Source organism: Dactylosporangium sp. NPDC048998 (assembly GCF_043197855.1).
Taxonomy (GTDB): Bacteria; Actinomycetota; Actinomycetes; order Mycobacteriales; family Micromonosporaceae; genus Dactylosporangium.
Window position 1 is genome coordinate 93,039 of sequence record NZ_JBICTV010000018.1, and the last position, 18,458, is coordinate 111,496.

Sequence of the window (18,458 nt, forward strand, 5' to 3'; positions counted from 1 at the left end):
GGTCAATCCCTCGGCGCAGTCGCCTCGGCGACGGGTTCGCGTCGGGAGGTTCGCCAAAGCCAGAACAGCCCGACGAAGGGCAGGACCAGCGGCACGTACCCGTAGCCCTGGCCGAAGCCCGACCAGACGGTGGCGTCCGGGAACGCCTGCTTGTCCAGCAGGCTGGCCGTGCCCACGGCGAGCACGCCGACGAGCTCGAACCCGACCGCCGCCACGGCGATGCGCCGGGAGCGCGCGCTGGAGCTGGCCAGCGCGACGGTCGCCACGATGTACACGACCGCGGCCAGGGCGGACAGGGTGTACGCCAGTGGCGCCTCGTGGAACTTCGTGGCGATCTGCACGCTCGCGCGGGCGCCGGCGGAGAGGGCGAAGACCCCGTAGACGGCCACCAGGAGGCGCCCGGGGCCCTTGTTGAGGGGCCGTGCCTCCGAGGTTTCCCGGTCTTTCGGGTCTTCCCGGTCTTTCGGGGTCGATTCAGCCATTCCAGATCTGTCCGAGTCGCAGGATGAGCACCGGCACGATGACCGCGGCCGCGCCGATGAGCAGCGAGCCCCACCGCGTGGGCTCCATGCGGGCGAGCACCGCGCCGGCCGGCGGGAGCAGGGCCGCGGTGAGCAGGTACCCGACCAGCGTGACCTGGTCGCCACCGGCCGACGGGCCCTGGCCGCCGGCGAGGCGGACCACGAGGACGACGACCTGGACGAGCACGAGCAGTTCGACCACGCCGAGGCCGGCGAAGAGCGGCCGGGTCGGCTCCCGCCGCCGGAAGAACTCGGCGAACGCCCAGGCGGCGAGCGCGAGCGACAGCACGTGGATGGCGACTGCCAGCGGCCCGATCACGGCCGACAGCGTATCCGGCCGGCCCGGGCCGTTCGTCGTGGCTACCCAGGTGACGCGGCCGCCGCCGTGAGCGTGGTTCACTTTCTGTCGGCTACCTGCCACTGGCACGATTCCGGGATTCTTCCGCGCGACGGTGGCCTTACCGTTCATCGCAACGCAACGACGACCAAGGGGAAGACATGAGCGACTTCGACGCCGGCGACAGCGGCCACGACGTCGACTACGGCCACTACGAGGCGGGTCAGGAGCACGACGCCCTCGACCAGCTGCACCAGGCCCACGGTCACGAGGCCGACTACGGCAGCCAGTTCGGGCAGTACGAGCAGGACCACCACGCCGCCGAGTCCACGGCCTTCTCGCAGGGTCACCACGTCGAGTACGACGCGCCGGCCGCCGTGCACTACGAGTCGGACGACTTCACCAACTACAGCCACAACGCCGAGGTCGACGACCACGTCTTCGCCGCCGAGGGCAGCGAGCACGCCCACCAGGCCGACTTCGGCGAGCTCGACGCCCTGCAGCACCGCTTCGACGCCGCCTTCGCCGAGGGCACCCAGTTCCACGGCGGCGAGGGCCACCTCGGCGTCGCCTCCAACTGACACCCCGCGCGAAGCACAGAGGGCCCGGCCAATTGGCCGGGCCCTTTCGCATGCCCGCGGGGTGTCAGTGGCCCAGGACGCGGTGGGGGACGTACGGGGCCTCGAGGCGCTCGATCTCCTTCTCGTCCAGGGTGAGCTCCGTGGCGGCGATCGCGTCCTCCAGGTGGGGGAGCTTCGTCGCGCCGATGATCGGGGCGGTCACCGCCGGGCGGGACAGCAGCCAGGCCAGCGCGACCTGGGCCGGGGAGACGCCGCGCTCGGCGGCCACCTCGGCGTTGACGTCCACGACCGCGAAGTCGTCGTCGGTGTACATGTCGCTGAACGGGTCGTTGCTGGCGCGGGTGGTGCGCCGCTCGCCGCCGCGGCCGCGGTTACCGGCCAGCAGGCCGCGGGCCAGGGGGCTCCACGGGATGACGCCGACGCCCTGGTCCTCGCACAGCGGGAGCATCTCGCGCTCCTCCTCGCGGTAGACCAGGTTGTAGTGGTTCTGCATCGACGAGAACGTGGTCCAGCCGTGCTCGCGGGCCACGTATTGCGCCTTCGAGAACTGCCAGGCGTACATGCTCGACGCCCCGATGTACCGGGCCTTGCCCGCCCGGACGACGTCGTGCAGGGCCTCCATCGTCTCCTCGATCGGGGTGTGCGGGTCCCAGCGGTGGATCTGGTAGAGGTCCACGTGGTCGGTGCCCAGCCGGCGCAGCGACTCGTCGATGCCGGCGAGGATGTGCTTGCGGGACAGGCCGCCGTCGTTGGGCGCGGCGCTCATCCGGCCGTGCACCTTCGTGGCCAGCACGTAGTCGTCGCGGCGGGCGAAGTACCGCGCCAGCAGCCGCCCGGTGACCCGCTCGCTCTCGCCGAGCGAGTACACGTCGGCGGTGTCGAAGAACGTGATCCCGGCCTCGACCGCGCGCCGCACGAACGGGTCGGCCGCGTCCTCGTCGAGCACCCAGTCGCGCCAGGCGGACGAGCCGTAGCTCATCATGCCGAGACAGATTTCGGAGACCTGGAGGCCGGACCGGCCGAGTCGTACCTGCTGCATTCTGAAAAACTATCGCGGTGCACAGCCTTGGACGACTGCATCTCGTCACCGACACCCGGCCCGGCCGCGACACCCTGGACGTGGTCGCCGCGGCGCTGCGGGCGGGCTTCGACGTCGTGCAGGTGCGCCCCGAGGACGCCGTCACCGACCGGGAGGCCTACGAGCTGACCGTGCGCGTGCTGGCCATGTGCCGCGAGCTGGGCCGCACCTGCCTGGTCAACGACCGGCTGCACATCGCGCTCGCCGCGGGCGCCGACGGCGGGCACGTCGGCGCCGACGACCTGCCCGTGGCCGCGGCCCGGCGGATCCTCGGCCCGGCCGCGATCCTCGGCGCGACCGCCCGCGACCCGCAGACGGCCCGGCGCGCGGTCGCCGACGGGGCCTCTTACCTCGGCGTCGGGCCGGCGTTCGCGACCACGACGAAGTCCGGGCTGCCGGCGGCGATCGGCCCGGCCGGGGTGCGCGCGGTCGCCGAGGCGGTCGACGTGCCGGTCGTCGCGATCGGCGGGGTCACCGCGGCGCGGGCCGCCGAGCTGTTCGCGGCGGGCGCGCACGCGGTCGCCGTGGTGGGCGCGGTCAGCGGCGCGGCGGACCCGTACGCCGCCGCCGCGGAGTTCGCGGCATGAGCCGGGCTGGGCGGAGGTGACGGCATGACCGTCGGCATCGTCGGGGGCGGGGTGATCGGGCTCGCCGTCGCGTTCGAGCTGCTCGAGCGGGGCGAGCGCGACGTCACCGTCTACGACCCCGACCCCACGCGCGGCGCCGGGCTGGTCGCGGCCGGCATGCTCGCCCCCACCGCCGAGGCGGTCTTCGGTGAGGAGGCCCTGCAGGCGCTGATGCTCGAGTCGATGCGCCGCTGGCCCGGCTTCGCCGCCCGCCTGCGGGAGCGCACCGGACGGCCGATCGGCTACCGCACCGAGGGCACGCTGCTGGTCGCGCTCACCGCCGACGACCAGGCCGAGATCGACCGGCTCGTCGGCTACTACCGGCGCGCCGGGACGCCGATCGAGCCGCTCACCGGCCGCCAGCTGCGCGAGCGGGAGCCGCTGCTGTCCCCACGGGTGCGCGGCGGCGCGTTCGCCCCCGGCGACCACCAGGCCGACCCGCGGCTGCTGCTGAGCGCCCTGCGGGGCCTGCCGCTGCGGTTCACATCGCAGAAGGTCGATGAGCTTTCCACACTGCGGGATGATGTGATCATCGTCGCGAACGGCGTCGGGTCGGCGCCGCTGACCGGCCTGCCCGTGCGCCCGGTGAAGGGCCAGCTGCTGCGGCTGCGCGGCGCGGAGCCCCTGGTCCGGCACGTGATCCGCGGCGTGGCGGCGGGCCGGCACGTGTACCTCGTGCCGCGCGCCGACGGCGAACTGGTCGTCGGTGCGACCGAGGAGGAGCGCGGCGCGGACACCACGGTCACCGCCGGCGGCGTGCTCGACCTGCTCCGCCCGGCCGCCGACCTGCTGCCCGGCGTGGCCGAGCTGGCCCTGGCCGAGACCCTGGCCGGCCTGCGCCCCGGCACGCCGGACAACGCCCCGGTGCTCGGCCCGCTCCCCGGCGGCCCGCCCGGCGCGCGGACCCTGGTGGCCACCGGGCACTACCGCCACGGCGTGCTCCTGGCCCCGGTCACCGCCGCGGTGATCGCCGACCTGGTCGTCGACGGCGCTACCAGCGTTGATATCGACGCGTTCGGGGCGCGGCGCTTTACCTGAGCCCGGCGGCGGCGTTATGGTCGAGGCGTACCCCACGGGAGTCCGGTGTGACCGGGCTGAGAGGGGGGCTGTGAGCCCCCGACCGTCGAACCTGATCCGGATCATGCCGGCGCAGGGAGGCAGGAGTGAGCCTTATGCACCTCGTTGTCAATGCCGTCGCATCGACCGTCGACGACGACACCACCGTCGCCGACGTCGTGCGCACGCTCGCCGGAGACGATCCGCGCGGGATCGCCGTCGCCCTCAACGGTGACGTGGTGCCGAGGTCGCGCTGGGCGGACACCCGCCCCGCCGACGGCGACCACGTCGAGGTGCTGACGGCGGTGCAGGGTGGCTGACGACCTCGACCTCCTGGTCTTCGACGGCGTCGAGCTGCCCTCGCGGCTGATCCTCGGCACCGGGGGAGCGACCAGCCACGCCGCGCTCGAGGCCGCGATCCGCGCCAGCGGCACCGCGCTGGTCACCGTCGCCCTGCGCCGGCTCGACCCGGCCGCGCCGTCGCTGCTCGGCGTCATCGAGCGCTGCGGCGTGCGGGTGCTGCCCAACACCGCCGGGTGCTACACGGCGACCGAGGCGGTGAAGCTCGCCCACCTGGCGCGGGAGGCGTTCGGCACCGCGTGGGTGAAGCTCGAGGTGATCGGCGACGAGGACACCCTGCTGCCGGACGGGGTCGAGCTGCTCGCCGCGGCCGCGCAGCTGGTCGGCGACGGGTTCGTCGTCCTGCCGTACACCTCGGACGACCCGATCCTGGCCCAGCGCCTGGCCGACGCCGGGTGCGCCGCGGTCATGCCCCTCGGCGCGCCGATCGGCTCCGGGATGGGCATCCGCAACCCGCACAACATCGCGCTGATCCGGCAGAAGGTCACCGTCCCGGTCATCCTCGACGCCGGCATCGGTACCGCCTCCGACGCCGCGCTGGCGATGGAGCTCGGCTGCGACGGCGTGCTGCTCGCCTCCGCGGTCACCCGGGCCGAGCACCCGGCGCGCATGGCCGAGGCGATGCGCCTGGCGGTGCGGGCCGGGCGGCTGGCGCACCTCGCCGGCCGGATCCCCCGCCGCCTGCACGCGACCGCATCCAGCCCGACCGGAGGTATGCCGTGGTAGCGCCCATAGAGCACGGCCTCATCGTCTTCACCGACCGCCGGCAGGCCGGGCGCCCGCTGCCGGAGGTGGTCGCGCTGGCCATCGACGGCGGGGCGCGGGTGGTGGTCCTGCGCGAGCACGACCTCCCGCCGCGGCGGCGCCTCAAGCTTGCCGCCGAGCTGCGCGTCGCGCTCGACGCGGTCGGCGGCCGGCTGCTGCTGGAGGAGGACCCGGCCCTGCGCAAGTGCCACGACCTCGACTCGCTCTGCGCCGCCGCCGCGGACGACGCCGTCGCCTACGCGACGCTCTCGCCGATCTTCCCGACCCGCTCCAAGCCCGGGTACGGCCCGCCGCTGGGCCTGGCCGCCCTCGCGCGCATGGCCCTCGTCGTGAACGTCCCGGTGTACGCGCTGGGCGGCGTGGACACCCCGGCGCGAGTGCGCGACTGCCTCGACGAGGGCGCGGCGGGCGTCGCGGTGATGGGCGCGGTCATGCGCGCCGAGGACCCGGCCCGGCTCGTGAAGGAGCTCTTGAACGCATGAACCCGCCCGTGGCCTTGACCATCGCCGGCTCGGACTCGGGCGGCGGGGCCGGCATCCAGGCCGACCTCAAGACGTTCGCCGCGCACGGGGTGTTCGGCACCAGCGTGATCACCGCGCTGACCGCGCAGAACACCGCCGGCGTGCGGGGCATCTCCGCGGTGGAGCCCGGCTTCGTCGCCGCGCAGCTGGAGGCCGTGCTCGACGACCTGCCCGTGGCGGCGGTCAAGACCGGCATGCTCGCCACGCCGGAGACGGTCGCCCTCGTCGCGCGGTACGCCCCGCGCCTGCCCGCCCTGGTCGTCGACCCGGTCCTGGTCGCGTCCTCGGGCGACCGGCTGTTCACCGCCGACGCCGAGCGCGCGTACCTCGAGCTGCTCTTCCCGCACGCCGCCGTCGTCACGCCCAATCTGCGCGAGGCGTCGGTACTGCTCGGCCGGGACGTGCTCGACGCCGACGACGCCGTCAAGGCGGCCGCCGACCTTGCCGCCTACGGGCCGCGCTGTGTCGTGGTCAAGGGCGGCCACCTGCGCGGCAGTGCGGAGGCCGTCGACGCGGTGTGGCTCGACGGCCAGGCGTCGCTGCTGACCGCGCCCTGGATCTCCACCGCGAACAACCACGGCACCGGCTGCACCTTCGCCGCCGCCACCGCCGCCCGGCTCGCCCGCGGCGACTCGCTCGCCGACGCGCTCGCCGGCGCCAAGTCCTACGTCCACGACGCGCTGGTCCGCTCCGCGGGCTGGTCCCTCGGGGCGGGTCACGGCCCGCTCGCGTGGGGCCAATTTTCCTAAATTCCGAACATTTCGAGCCCCTGTGTCCCAGGGGTCCGCCCCGCCGTGCCCTTTTTCAGGAGGAGCGCCCATGAAACGCAAGGTCTACGTCGCCGGCTCCCGCCCCGACCTGCGCGTGCCGTTCGCCGAGGTCGAGCTGACCGGCGACAACCCGCCGGTCCGCCTCTACGACACGTCGGGCCCGCTCAACGACCCGCCGGTCGGGCTGCCGGCGCTGCGCGCGCCGTGGATCGCCGAGCGCGGGCCCACCGAGCGGACCCAGCTGTACTACGCCCGCCGGGGCGTCGTCACCCCGGAGATGGAGTTCGTGGCGATCCGCGAGGGCGTCGAGCCGGAGCTGGTGCGCGACGAGATCGCGGCCGGCCGGGCCATCCTGCCCAACAACGTCAACCACCCGGAGACCGAGCCGATGATCATCGGGTCGCGGTTCCTGGTGAAGGTCAACGCCAACATCGGTACCAGCGCCGTGTCCTCCAGCGTGGCGGAGGAGGTCGCCAAGCTCACCTGGGCGACCCGCTGGGGCGCCGACACCGTCATGGACCTCTCGACCGGCAAGCACATCCACGCCACCCGCGAGGCGATCATCCGCAACTCCCCGGTCCCGATCGGCACCGTGCCGATCTACCAGGCGCTGGAGAAGGTCGGCGGCGACCCGGTGCGGCTGACCTGGGAGGCCTACCGCGACACGATCGTCGAGCAGGCCGAGCAGGGCGTCGACTACATGACGGTGCACGCCGGCGTGCTGCTGCGGTATGTGCCGATGACCGTCAGGCGGGTCACCGGCATCGTGTCGCGCGGCGGATCGATCATGGCCGCCTGGTGCCTAGCGCACCACGAGGAGAACTTCCTGTACACCAACTTCGCCGAGCTCTGCGAGATCCTCGCCCGCTACGACGTGGCCTTCTCCCTCGGCGACGGCCTGCGCCCCGGCTCCATCGCCGATGCCAACGACGAAGCCCAGCTGGCCGAGCTGCGCACCCTCGGCGAGCTGACGAAGATCGCCTGGGAGCATGACGTCCAGGTCATGATCGAGGGCCCCGGCCACGTGCCCATGCACAAGATCAAGGAGAACGTGGACCTGCAGAAGGAGTGGTGCCACGAGGCACCCTTCTACACGCTCGGCCCGCTGACCACCGACGTCGCGCCCGCCTACGACCACATCACGTCCGCGATCGGCGCGGCGATGATCGCCATGCACGGCACCGCGATGCTGTGCTACGTCACCCCGAAGGAGCACCTCGGCCTGCCCGACCGCGACGACGTGAAGGCCGGCGTCATCGCGTACAAGATCGCGGCGCACGCGGCCGACCTCGCCAAGGGCCACCCGGGCGCGCAGGCGTGGGACGACGCGCTGTCCAAGGCCCGCTTCGAGTTCCGCTGGGAGGACCAGTTCAACCTCGCCATGGACCCCGACACGGCGCGGGCCTACCACGACGAGACGCTGCCGGCCGCCCCGGCCAAGACCGCGCACTTCTGCTCGATGTGCGGCCCCAAGTTCTGCTCCATGCGGATCAGCCAGGACCTGCGCGACTACGCGGAGCTGGGCATGCGCCACAAGTCGGAGGAGTTCACGGCGGCGGGTGGCCAGGTGTACCTGCCGCTGGCCGCGACGGCCGAGTCGGCGGAGTCCCGGGCGGAGTCTAAGGTCTAGTTCGTGGAGTCTTCTGCGCCCCGCACCGCGGTGATCTGGCAGGTGCTGCGCCGCGAGCTTGCCCGGGCCGACCGGCCGTTGAACATCCTCGACGTCGGCGGCGGCACGGGCGGGTTCGCCGTGCCGCTGGCGCAGGCCGGCCACACCGTGACGGTCGTGGACGCGAGCCCCGACGCGCTCGCCGCGCTGATCCGGCGGGCCGCCGAGGCCGGCGTGGGCGAGCGGGTGCGGGCCGTGCAGGGCGACGCCGACGGGCTGGCCGACCTGGTTGCGCCGGAGAGCGTCGACCTGGTGCTCTGCCACAGCCTGCTCGAGGTCGTGGACGACCCGCACAAGGTCGTCGCCGCGCTCGCCGGGACCCTGCGCCCCGGCGGCGCGGCGAGCGTGGTCGTGGCCAGCCGGGCCGCGGCCGTGCTCGCCCGGGCGATCAACGGCCACATCGCGGCCGCCGCGCTGCTGGTGGACAGCCCCGACGGCCGGGGCGACGCCCGTGACCGGCTGCGCCGGCGGTACAGCGCCGAGACCGCCACCGCGCTGCTCGACGAGTGCGGGCTGGCGGTCGAGCAGATCCACGGCGTGCGCGTCGTCGCCGACCTGGTCCCCGGCACCGTGGCCGAGAGCGAGCCGGAGGCACTGGCCGCGTTCGAGCTGGTCCTGGCGAGCACGCCGCCCTATCGCGACATCGCCACCCAGCTGCACCTGCTCGCCCGCCGCTCGTGACGGGCCGCCGCTGATGGACCCGCTGTCGACCGTCGAGCCGCGGTACGGCCGCGGGAGCCTCGCCGACGTCATGCCCAGCGCGCTGCACGCGCTCGGCGCGCCCGGCGAGCCCGACCCGCTCGGCCTTGCCCCGCTCCTCGACGGCGTGCGCCGGGTCGCCGTCGTCCTGCTCGACGGCCTGGGCTGGCACCAGCTGGCCACGGCCGCGCCGCACGCCCCGACGATCGCCGACATCGCCGGCGGCCACCTCGGCACCGCCCGGGCGATCACCGCCGGCTTCCCGTCGACCACCCCGGTCAGCCTGGTCACCCTCGGTACCGGCGCCGCTCCGGGTCGTCACGGGATCGTCGGCTTCACGCTCAACCGGCCCGGCACCGACCAGGTCGTCAACCACCTCTACTGGACCGACGAGCCCGACCCGGCCGACTGGCAGCCGCTGCCGACCGCGTTCACCCGTGCCCAGGAGGCGGGCCTCGCCCCGATCGTGGTCACCAACCCGGCCTTCAACGGCAGCGGCCTGACCCGCTCCGCCTACCGCGGCGCGCGGTTCGGCCCCGGCGTGGCCGCCGACGCCGTCGCCGGGGAGATGCTGGCCGCCCTGCCGGACTCGCGCCTGGTCTACGGCTATCTGCCGGACGTGGACCGCGCCGGCCACGATTTCGGCATCGGTACCGCGGAATGGCACGCGGCCGCCGCCGACGCGGACCGCCTGCTGGCCCGCCTGATCGACGGCCTGCCGCCGGACGCGGCCCTCATCGTCACCGCCGACCACGGCCAGCTGGACATCCCCGCCGACCGCCGCATCGACCTGGACCGCGACCCGCGCCTCACCGACGGCGTGGCGATCGTCGCCGGCGAGCCGCGCGTGCGCTACCTGCACACCGTCCCCGGCGCGCAGCAGGACGTCCTGTCGACGTGGCGCGCGATCCTGGGCGACGGCGCGTGGGTGGCGACCCGCGACGAGGCGGTGGCCACGGGCTGGTTCGGCCCGGTCCCGGAGTCCCACCTCTCCCGCATCGGCGACGTGGTCGTGGCGTGCCGGGAGCGGTGGGTGGTGCTGGCGAGCGCGCATGAGCCGCCCCGCCTGAACGACATGATCGCGTTCCACGGTTCGGCCACCGCCGCGGAGATGGAGATCCCCCTGCTCGTCGTCCGCCGCTGAGGCCGGGCCCGCGATCTGCGGCGACCGGCCGGCTCGTGGTGACGCGCGCGGGTCAGCGTGGCGCGACCGCGAGCGGCCGGAGGCGGCGCGGCGTCGCGGGGAGGGGAGCGGCGGCCAGGAGGGTGGTGAGGCGGCGCACGTGGCGGGCGAGCTCCCACGCCGGCATCTCCGCCCCGGCGTGCTCCGCCACCAGGTCGAGCAGCTCGGCGCGATCGTTCGCGACCAGGACGCCCGCGGCGCCGGCCGCCGGGTCGTCGGCCAGCACCGCCACCCGGGCGAGCCGCACGCCCAGCCGCCCCGCGCGATCCATGAACGTCTCGCCCGGGATCAGCAGCGGGACGCGGCGCGCCCGGGTCCAGCCGGCGACCAGGAGTACCGCCGCGGCCTCGGGGTTCATGGCTTTTGACCATCCATCCGTCGAGGTGATCACCACGCCGGGGACGACGCGGCAGGTCAGGGCCGGGTGACGGCGGCGCAGGCCCTCGACGGCCGCGACGACCGGCGCCAGGGGCGAGGTCATCGCGACATTGGCCATGTCCGAAAGGTAAGGCAAACCTAAGTTTTCGTCAATATTGTCAGAGGGGGCCGCTAAGGTTCGCGGTGTGGGGCGAAGTCAGGTTGTACCGCGCGGAGGCGCCGGGGAGTTCGGGCCCGACGCCGACGACACCGGCTGCACCGTGCTGCACGTCGACATGGACGCGTTCTACGCGTCGGTCGAGATCCGGCGCCGGCCCGAGCTGCGCGGCAAGCCGGTCATCGTCGGCGGGGCCGGCCCGCGCGGCGTGGTGTCGGCGGCCAGCTACGAGGCGCGTAAGTATGGCGTGCGCAGTGCGATGCCGGGCACGCGGGCGCAGCGGCTGTGCCCGCACGCGGTGTTCCTGCCGCCGGACTTCGCCGCCTATACGGAGGCGTCCCGCGCCGTGATGTCGATCTTCCGGGACGTGACGCCGCTGGTCGAGCCGCTCTCGCTCGACGAGGCGTTCCTCGACGTGGCCGGCGCGCGCCGGCTGCTCGGGCGGCCGTCCGGGATCGCCGCGCTGATCCGCCGGCGGGTCGCCCAGGAGCAGCGGCTCACCTGCTCGGTCGGGGTGGCCGCGACGAAGTTCCTGGCGAAGCTCGGCTCGACCCGGGCCAAGCCCGACGGGATGGTGGTGATCCCGCGCGAGCGCGAGCTGGAATATCTGCACCCGCTGCCCGTCGAGGCGCTGTGGGGCGTCGGCGAGCGCACCGCCGAGACCCTCCAGCGGCTCGGGCTCAGGACTATCGGCGACCTGTCGGCCGCGCCGGTGGGCATGCTGCGCGCCGCGGTGGGCGACGCAGCCGCCCATCATCTGCACGAGTTGTCCTGGGCGCGCGACCCCAGACGGGTGATTCCCGACCAGGTCGAGAAGTCGATCGGCGCCGAGACGACGTTCGACGTCGACGTCAGCGACCTGTCCACCATCCGACGGACGATGCTTGCCCTGTCGGGCAAGGTCGCCCGGCGCCTCCGCGGGGCCGGCCAGGCCGGGCGCACCGTCTCGGTGAAGATCAGACTGGCCGACTTCCAGACGCTCAGCCGGTCACGCACCGTGAGCGTGCCCACCGACGTCAGTCGCGAGATCTTCGAGATCAGCTGGGCGCTGTTCCAGGCGGCGCGCCCCGGCGAGCGCATCCGGCTGATCGGCGTGCGCGTCGAGGGCCTCATCCATGCCGACGGCACGCCCCGGCAGATGACGCTGGGTGAGCGTGATCATGGCTGGCGCGACGCCGAGCGGGCCGCCGACGCCGTCGCCGCGAGGTTCGGCACCGGCCTCGTCAAGCCCGCCAGCCTGCTCCGCGGTGACGGAATGCGCACCGACGGAAACGGAGCCGCGCCGGTGGGGGAGGGGGCAGGAGAGTCTCCGAAGCGACACAATGGAAGGGCATGGGAGTGATACTCGTCGGAAAATCGGCACGGCCGGACCAACGTCCCGCTTTCCGACTGGTTGACCCCCTCGTAAACTTGCCAGTACGCAGCCGTCCGGCTGTGCCGGACCGCCGGTCCCTCCAGGGCCGGCCTTCGCGACCGGGGAGGAGTGCCGTGCCGCTCTCGGAGCACGAGCAGCGGCTGTTCGAGCAAATCGAGCGGTCGCTAGCCGAGGATCCCAAGTTCGCTTCGGCGGTGCGCGCCACCGACCCGCGGTTCCATGCCAAGCGCCGGATGATCGCCGCAGGGATCCTGCTGCTGGCCGGCATGGCGCTGCTCGTCTACGGCGTGGCAATTCGCATCCCACTCCTGGGCGTGGGCGGCTTCCTGGTCATGCTGTGCGCCTTGGCGTTCGGCGTCCAGGCATACCGCCGCGGCCAGACCACCGACCTGCACGCTGTCGGCGGCACGGCCTCGCGCCGCACCCGCCAGCGCCGTGGCGGTCTGGTGGACCGCCTCGAGGAACGCTGGCGCCGCCGCCCGGAGGGCGACCTCTAGCGCCCCGACCCGGTCGGCCACCCGGCGCAGGGTGGCCGGCCAGTCGCTGCACCCTGCCCGCGAACCCCCGGACCCCGCCCCGCACCGCACCGCACCGTTCAACCCTGACCGCGACGCCCACCCCGCAGCGCACAGCGCGCCGCGCCGCCCCTGGCCCCGCAGCGGCCTCGCCTCGGCCGCGTCGCTGGCCCCGCTGCGGCCTCGCCCCGGCCGCGTCGCTGGTCCGGCCGCGTCGCTGGTCCGGCCGCGTCGCTGGCCCCGCTGCGGCCTCGCCCCGGCCGCGTCGCTGGTCCTGCCACGCCCTCGTCTTGTGGCGTCCGTGCTCGGCCATGTGCCTCGCTCTGCCGCATGTCTCGTATTGCCGCGTCGCTGGGTCTGCCGTGCCTGTCCACCTGCGGCGTCCCTGATCCGACCACGGGCCTGGTCCTGCCGCATGGCCGACCGACGGAGCCGGATTCAGAACGCGGCCGATGTGGAGCGCGCCTGGCATGCGGCGCATCGCCCAGAGCACGCTCGACCCGAGGCACGTTGATCCGGAGCGATCGAGGTCCGGGCGGCCGCAGTGGGTCTCGGGCGCCATATGGCGCGGCCGGCCGTGAATCTTTCGCGGCTGGCCGTGATCATCGGTGGTCGGCAATCCCGTCCGGCTTCGGCTGCGATCTGCGCCGACAGGCCGTCGTGTTCGTCATGATCACGGAGTGGAAACGTACAAGGAGCAGCACGTTCGCTCCGTGATCGTGGAGAACCGCGTGCACCGCGGGCGCTGGGTGGTGGTAAAAAAAGAGGGGACGCTCCGTCAGGAGCGTCCCCTCTGCGTTGGCGGAGCGGATCAGCGGCCGGCGCGGCGGGCCACGAGGCGGCGCACGCTCACGGTGCGCATCAGCGAGTCCCAGCCGTGGCCCAGGGCCAGTGTCAGGGCGTTCGAGCGCGCGCTGAAAGTCGTGCGCCAGCGGCGCAGTACCGACGGCGGCAGGAGCCTGGCCATCAGCTGGATCTTGCGGGTCGCGCCCGCGGCGAACGACGACTCGACCGCGGAGAGCGCCGAGCGCAGCTCGCGGCCCGTGAGCGGCGCGCGGGCGTACCGGGCGTGCTCCTCGACGGTGCTGAGCAGTCGCGCGCCGGCCTCGGCCTGGTCGCGCAGGCGCTGCTTCTTGACGAGGCGGTCGACCGTGGCGCGCGGGGTCTCGGCGTCGTCGATCGGGACGCGGTAGTCGATCATCGTGTCGATGAGCTCGTCCCAGGCGCGGTGGGCGTCCGCGCGGGCGGCGACGATCGAGCGGTCGTCGTTCGGCACGACGACCATCGTTGGGCCGTCGCCCGGCACGGGCGTGCCGACGACCGTGCCGTCCGTGGCGGATGTCAACCGGCGCCGGCGAGTGCGCGCGCGGGCGAGGGCCGGCGTGGCCAGGACCAGGGCCAGCAGGGCGATGCTGAGCAGAGTGACGCCCACGGTGCTGGTCACGGCGTTGAGCGCGCGCGCCACGAGGGTGAGGTCCCCGCCCAGGGGCTGTCCGCTGGTGTCGCCCGGGTTGTTGTGCGTGTCGGGGGCCGTCGGGGCCGCCGACTCCGACGAGGGCGCGTGCGGGTTGTTGCCGGGCCGGTTGGGGTCATCGTTGCCGGTCACGGTGTCCGCCGTCGGCAGGTACGACGTCTGTACCGAGCCGCCGATCGCCGTCGACGGGGTCGCGTCGAACGGCAGCCAGCCGAAGCCGGGGAAGTACACCTCGGTCCACGCGTGCAGGTTGAAGTTGGTCAACGTCATCGTCTTGCCCGACGTGGTGCCGCCCCGGGCGAAACCGAACGCGACCCGCGCCGGGATCTTCGCCTCCCGCAGCAGCCAGCCGAAGGCGGCGGCGTACTGCGCGCAGTACCCCTTCTTGTTCTGCAGGAAGTCGGCGATCTTCGTGCCGCTGGTGTCGGCGCCGGTGGTCGTGTCGTAGGTGAACCCGTTGTCCGGCGAGAAGAAGTCGTAGATCGCCTTGACCCGGTCGTACTCGTTCGTCTTGCCCTTGATGAGCTCCTCGACCTTCGACTTGACCACGGCGTTGGGCGGCGCGGTGGCGAGGTCCTTGAGCTGTGGGTCGTTGGCGTTGATCGGGTCGGCGGCGCGCAGCTGGTCGGGGGTGATGTCGGGCCGGAGGTAGGTGACGTTGTAGGACTTCTTGGCCGTCGTCTCCTTGTTGGAGTACACGACGGCGGTCCTGGGGTCGAACGCCCAGCTGTTGCTGACCTTGTCGACCTTCGCGGGCCAGGTGTAGATCGGCAGGAAGTTGATCGCGAGCTCGTTGCTGACCTCGATGCGGGCCTGGTGCGTGGAGGCCTTCAGCGACGGGCCCCACTCGGGCCGGCCGAAGCCGTTGCCCACGGGCGCCCCGCCGGCGATCGGCTTGGCGCTGAAGCCCTTGGCGGAGAGCTCCTCGAGCACGTTGAAGCGCAGGTAGAACGGGTGGTCGTCGTCGATGTTGGTGACCTTGACCATCTCGAAGGCCTTGGTGCGGTTGAGCTGCCCGGACAGCAGCGCGAACATGCTCACCGACTTGCCGTTGCGGCCGTTGCCGATCCCGGCGCCCCCGCCGGCGCCCGCGCCCGCGCCGAGGCTGTCGAGGATCCCGCTCGGCATCGCGAACGGCACCAGCGGCACGAGCACCGCGGCGAGGACGCTCAGCGCGCCGAGCCGCTGGCCGGCCGCGGCGAGCGGGGACGGCTCCCACAGGTCGACGTCGCGCCCGTCGCCGGTGAAGCGGCGGCCGAAGCGACGCACCCGGTCGACGTTGTCGGTGACGAGCAGCCACAGGAAGCCGATGGCGCCGAGCGCGAACGGCAGCCAGCTCGTGCTTTCGGTGTCGACGGTCACCGGCACCGAGTAGATGGCCAGCATCGGCAGGCCGGCCAGCGCGGGCCGGCGCACGACGACGGCGAACAGGTCGACCACCAGGGCGACCGCGCCGACGCCGAGCGTGGCCAGGAAGAGGAAGCCTTCCCGGTCGCCGACCGGGGTGGCGTACTCGCTCATCTCCTCCGACGCCGTGCGCAGCAGCTGCCCGAAGTGCGCCAGCGTGCCCGGCGAGGGCAGGATGCCGAGATACTCCTCGTGGCTGCGGTACAACCAGGTCAGGGCGAGCAGCCCGGACGCGGCCATCGCCGCGGTCGGCGCCCACGCCGGCGCCCGGAGGCTGCGCACCAGCAGCCCGACGCCGGACATGACGGCGACGATGAGGAACGCCCGGATCGCCCACGTGTAGTGCTCGAAGACGTTGATCAGCGGCAGCGACGCCAGGAATGCCGAACCGGCCGCGATCAGCGTCAGGTGCTTGCGTTGGTTCACCGGACTCCTCCAGCGACGCTCTCCGCGGACGCGGCCCGCCAGGCGAAGCCCTGCGAACCCCGCCCGGTCTGCGGCCACAGCGCGGACAGCTTGGCCCCGTGCGGCACCTCCACGACCCGCCACCCGCTGCGCAGCAGCGCGAGCGAGGCGACGCCGTGTGCCCGGTCGGCCTCCTCGCGCGCGGTCGTCGGCAGGTTGAGCCAGGTCGAGGAGTCGATGAACAGCGCGACGCAGGTCGCGTTGTTGGAGCGGAACGAGGCGAGCAGCTCCGCCTCGGCCGAGGACAGCAGGCCGAAGATGCCGATGATCAGGCCGCCGTCGCTGCGCCGGCGGACCCGCTCGATGAGCGTGCCGATGTCGCCGCGCTGGGCCAGCCGCACGTCGGCGAGCTGGTCGAGCAGCGGGCCGTCGCCGTCGATCTCGGTCGCGTCGACGTCCACGCCGCCGTCGGTCACCAGGCGCATCTTGTACCCGGCGTGGCGCAGGTGCACCGCGATGCTCGCGGCCGCGGAGACGGCCCACTCGAAGCTCGCCGTGGGGCCCTCGCCGCGGTGGGCGGCGGCGCGGGTGTCGAGCACGACCGTGGCCTTGCTCTCCCAGGGCTGCTCCTCGCGGCGGACCATCAGCTCGCCGGTGCGGGCGGTGGAGCGCCAGTGCACCCGGCGCAGGTCGTCGCCGTAGCGGTACTCCCGGGTGGCGGCGTCGTCCTCGCCGTGCACGGCCACCGACCGGGCGCGGCTCTCGCCCGACCCGGCGAACTCGCCGGCCAGGCGCACCGACGGCAGCGGCACGACCTGCGGGATCACGGTGAGCCGGTCGACCGACGGGAAAGCCCGGGTCAGCTCGCACAGGCCGAACGGGTCGGTCAGCCGCACGACCAGCGGGCCGACCTCGTAGCGGCCGCGCACGTCGGCGCGCACCGTGTAGGCGACCGAGCTGGCCTGGTGGGCGCCCAGCTTCTCCAGCACCAGGCGGGGCCGGCTGCCCAGCGCGTAGGGCAGCCGGTCCTCCAGCAGCATCGTGCCGGTGGGCAGCCGGGACAGGTTCTGCAGGCGCAGGATGACCCGCGCGCTCGCGCCGACCTGGACGCGGTGCGGGTCGAGGGTGCGGCTGCACGACAGGCGGTAGCGGGTCCGCCCGACGTACGCCGCGGACAGCAACGGCAGCGCGGCGAGCAGGATCGCCACGCGGAGCAGGTCACGCTCGCCGAGGATCAGGGCGGCGATGAGGGCCGCTGCGGCGGCGGCCAGGAAGCTACGACCCCGGGTGGTGAGCCCCCGCAGCGCCTCTCGCATGTTCAGCGGCCCCCGTACTGCTGCGGCCGCTGCGGCCGAGTGTCGTAGGGCGAGCGCTGCTGGCGGTCGGACGGCAGCGGCAGGCGGTGCACGAGCTCGGCGATGATCGCGTCGGTGGTCCGGCGGGACAGCTGCGCCTCGGCCGTGGGGATGACCCGGTGCGCGAGTACCGGCACGGCGAGCGCCTGCAGGTCGTCGGGGAGCACGAACTCGCGGCCCTCGATGGCGGCGACGGCGCGGGCGGTGCGAAGCAGCTGCAGTGTGGCGCGGGGCGAGGCGCCGAGGCGCAGCTCGCCGGACTCGCGCGTGGCGGTGACGATGTTGACCGCATACTGCTTCACCGCGTCGGCGACGTGCACGTCGCGGACCGTGGCGATCATCCGGCGGATCGTGATCGCGTCGGAGACCGGGGCGAGGTCGTCCAGGGCGTCGTGACGGCCGTGCACGTCGAGCATCGCGAGCTCCGCACCCATGTCCGGGTAGCCCATCGCGATCCGGGCGGTGAACCGGTCGCGCTGCGCCTCGGGCAGCGGGTAGGTGCCCTCCATCTCGATCGGGTTCTGCGTCGCGATGACCATGAACGGCACCTGGAGCGGGTAGGTCGCACCGTCGACGGTGACCTGCCGCTCCTCCATGCTCTCCAGCAGCGCCGACTGGGTCTTCGGCGAGGCCCGGTTGATCTCGTCGCCGACGACGATGTTGGCGAACACCGCGCCCGGCTTGAACTCGAAGTCGCGCGTCTCCTGGTTGTAGACGCTGACGCCGGTGACGTCGCTGGGCAGCAGGTCGGGCGTGAACTGGATGCGCCGCACCGAACAGTCGATCGACCGCGCCAGGGCCTTGGCGAGTTTGGTCTTGCCCACGCCGGGAACGTCTTCGATGAGGAGGTGCCCCTCGGCGAGCAGGACGGCCAGGGCCAGCCGCACCGTGGCGGTCTTGCCCTCGATGACCTGTTCGATGTTGGCGACGATCGCATCGGTCGCGACGCGGAACTCGGGAGCGGGGAGCGGGGCCCCGAGTTCCTCGAACGTGCGGTGCCTGGTCAACTGGCCTCCTCATGGTCGTGCCGTGGCCACCGTTAGGTGTAAGACCCACAGGTGAACCGCTCGGTTGCGCGAAAACGTTGTCATCGGATGGCAACCGGGCCGTCGTTTCCCCTCAGGCTAGCGGGGGAATTGACACGGCGCCGGACGGGATTCCGTCATTGCGGACATCCCGCCCGGCTTGTCGTGGCGACTTTTACGAACGCCAGGTCGTACCCGACC

At 73.3% G+C, this 18,458-nt stretch carries 19 protein-coding genes and 1 riboswitch; of the genes, 12 read left to right on the forward strand and 7 right to left on the reverse strand.

The window, feature by feature from the left end; all coding sequences use genetic code 11:
* Positions 1-2: 2 nt before the first annotated feature.
* Together ACGFI8_RS31510 and ACGFI8_RS31515 are read right to left on the reverse strand one after the other, a co-directional pair.
* Entirely contained in the window at positions 3-482 is a 480-nt protein-coding gene (locus tag ACGFI8_RS31510) for a hypothetical protein (protein WP_392810425.1), read from the reverse strand.
* Positions 475-840: a hypothetical protein gene (locus tag ACGFI8_RS31515; RefSeq protein WP_392810426.1), complete on the reverse strand. Its 366-nt coding sequence runs from the start codon at positions 838-840 to the stop codon at positions 475-477. Before ACGFI8_RS31515 ends, ACGFI8_RS31510 begins: the two co-directional genes overlap by 8 nt.
* A gap of 179 nt (positions 841-1,019) precedes the next feature.
* Here ACGFI8_RS31515 and ACGFI8_RS31520 point away from each other — a divergent pair, with 179 nt between their 5' ends.
* Positions 1,020-1,439 carry a hypothetical protein gene (locus ACGFI8_RS31520; RefSeq protein ID WP_392810427.1) on the forward strand — a complete coding sequence of 140 codons (420 nt, stop codon included), beginning with the start codon at positions 1,020-1,022 and terminating at the stop codon, positions 1,437-1,439.
* A 64-nt stretch (positions 1,440-1,503) separates the two neighbouring features.
* Here ACGFI8_RS31520 and ACGFI8_RS31525 read toward each other — a convergent pair whose 3' ends face one another.
* A complete protein-coding gene (locus ACGFI8_RS31525; RefSeq protein ID WP_392810428.1) occupies positions 1,504-2,478 on the reverse strand; it encodes an aldo/keto reductase in 975 nt (324 codons plus the stop codon).
* Positions 2,479-2,495: 17 nt separating this feature from the next.
* Here ACGFI8_RS31525 and thiE point away from each other — a divergent pair, with 17 nt between their 5' ends.
* The 9 genes from thiE (at position 2,496) to ACGFI8_RS31570 (ending at position 10,127) form a co-directional block, all read left to right on the forward strand.
* Positions 2,496-3,104, forward strand: a complete 609-nt coding sequence (gene thiE / locus ACGFI8_RS31530) for a thiamine phosphate synthase (RefSeq protein ID WP_392810429.1) — start codon at positions 2,496-2,498, stop codon at positions 3,102-3,104.
* Positions 3,105-3,128: 24 nt separating this feature from the next.
* On the forward strand, positions 3,129-4,181 hold the full coding sequence (gene thiO / locus ACGFI8_RS31535; RefSeq protein ID WP_392810430.1) for a glycine oxidase ThiO: 1,053 nt from the start codon (positions 3,129-3,131) through the stop codon (positions 4,179-4,181).
* Between the two features lie 25 nt (positions 4,182-4,206).
* Positions 4,207-4,317, forward strand: a riboswitch (TPP riboswitch).
* A complete protein-coding gene (gene thiS / locus ACGFI8_RS31540; RefSeq protein ID WP_392810492.1) occupies positions 4,316-4,519 on the forward strand; it encodes a sulfur carrier protein ThiS in 204 nt (67 codons plus the stop codon). (Overlaps the previous riboswitch by 2 nt.)
* Before the next feature lie 13 nt (positions 4,520-4,532).
* On the forward strand, positions 4,533-5,285 hold the full coding sequence (locus ACGFI8_RS31545; protein ID WP_392810493.1) for a thiazole synthase: 753 nt from the start codon (positions 4,533-4,535) through the stop codon (positions 5,283-5,285).
* Entirely contained in the window at positions 5,279-5,806 is a 528-nt protein-coding gene (locus tag ACGFI8_RS31550; RefSeq protein WP_392810431.1) for a thiamine phosphate synthase, read from the forward strand. Before ACGFI8_RS31545 ends, ACGFI8_RS31550 begins: the two co-directional genes overlap by 7 nt.
* Complete coding sequence (gene thiD, locus ACGFI8_RS31555) at positions 5,803-6,594, forward strand: bifunctional hydroxymethylpyrimidine kinase/phosphomethylpyrimidine kinase (protein ID WP_392810432.1); 792 nt, start codon at positions 5,803-5,805, stop codon at positions 6,592-6,594. The genes ACGFI8_RS31550 and thiD overlap by 4 nt, the downstream gene beginning before the upstream one ends.
* A gap of 70 nt (positions 6,595-6,664) precedes the next feature.
* Complete coding sequence (thiC, locus tag ACGFI8_RS31560; protein WP_392810433.1) at positions 6,665-8,245, forward strand: phosphomethylpyrimidine synthase ThiC; 1,581 nt, start codon at positions 6,665-6,667, stop codon at positions 8,243-8,245.
* Positions 8,246-8,248: 3 nt separating this feature from the next.
* A complete protein-coding gene (locus ACGFI8_RS31565; protein WP_392810434.1) occupies positions 8,249-8,965 on the forward strand; it encodes a methyltransferase domain-containing protein in 717 nt (238 codons plus the stop codon).
* A gap of 13 nt (positions 8,966-8,978) precedes the next feature.
* Positions 8,979-10,127, forward strand: coding sequence for an alkaline phosphatase family protein (locus ACGFI8_RS31570; protein ID WP_392810435.1), 1,149 nt, complete (start codon positions 8,979-8,981; stop codon positions 10,125-10,127).
* A gap of 52 nt (positions 10,128-10,179) precedes the next feature.
* Here ACGFI8_RS31570 and ACGFI8_RS31575 read toward each other — a convergent pair whose 3' ends face one another.
* Positions 10,180-10,662 carry a hypothetical protein gene (locus ACGFI8_RS31575; protein ID WP_392810436.1) on the reverse strand — a complete coding sequence of 161 codons (483 nt, stop codon included), beginning with the start codon at positions 10,660-10,662 and terminating at the stop codon, positions 10,180-10,182.
* 67 nt (positions 10,663-10,729) lie between these two features.
* Between ACGFI8_RS31575 and ACGFI8_RS31580 the strand changes: the two genes are divergently transcribed.
* Together ACGFI8_RS31580 and ACGFI8_RS31585 are read left to right on the forward strand one after the other, a co-directional pair.
* A complete protein-coding gene (locus ACGFI8_RS31580) occupies positions 10,730-12,043 on the forward strand; it encodes a DNA polymerase IV (protein WP_392810437.1) in 1,314 nt (437 codons plus the stop codon).
* Between the two features lie 146 nt (positions 12,044-12,189).
* A complete protein-coding gene (locus tag ACGFI8_RS31585; RefSeq protein WP_392810438.1) occupies positions 12,190-12,573 on the forward strand; it encodes a DUF3040 domain-containing protein in 384 nt (127 codons plus the stop codon).
* A gap of 829 nt (positions 12,574-13,402) precedes the next feature.
* Here ACGFI8_RS31585 and ACGFI8_RS31590 read toward each other — a convergent pair.
* The 3 genes from ACGFI8_RS31590 to ACGFI8_RS31600 are packed head-to-tail and all read right to left on the reverse strand — an operon-like array spanning position 13,403 to position 18,239.
* Complete coding sequence (locus ACGFI8_RS31590; protein ID WP_392810439.1) at positions 13,403-15,898, reverse strand: transglutaminaseTgpA domain-containing protein; 2,496 nt, start codon at positions 15,896-15,898, stop codon at positions 13,403-13,405.
* Positions 15,895-17,193, reverse strand: coding sequence for a DUF58 domain-containing protein (locus tag ACGFI8_RS31595; protein ID WP_392810440.1), 1,299 nt, complete (start codon positions 17,191-17,193; stop codon positions 15,895-15,897). Before ACGFI8_RS31595 ends, ACGFI8_RS31590 begins: the two co-directional genes overlap by 4 nt.
* 2 nt (positions 17,194-17,195) lie before the next feature.
* Positions 17,196-18,239, reverse strand: coding sequence for an AAA family ATPase (locus ACGFI8_RS31600; protein WP_392810441.1), 1,044 nt, complete (start codon positions 18,237-18,239; stop codon positions 17,196-17,198).
* Positions 18,240-18,458 lie beyond the last annotated feature (219 nt).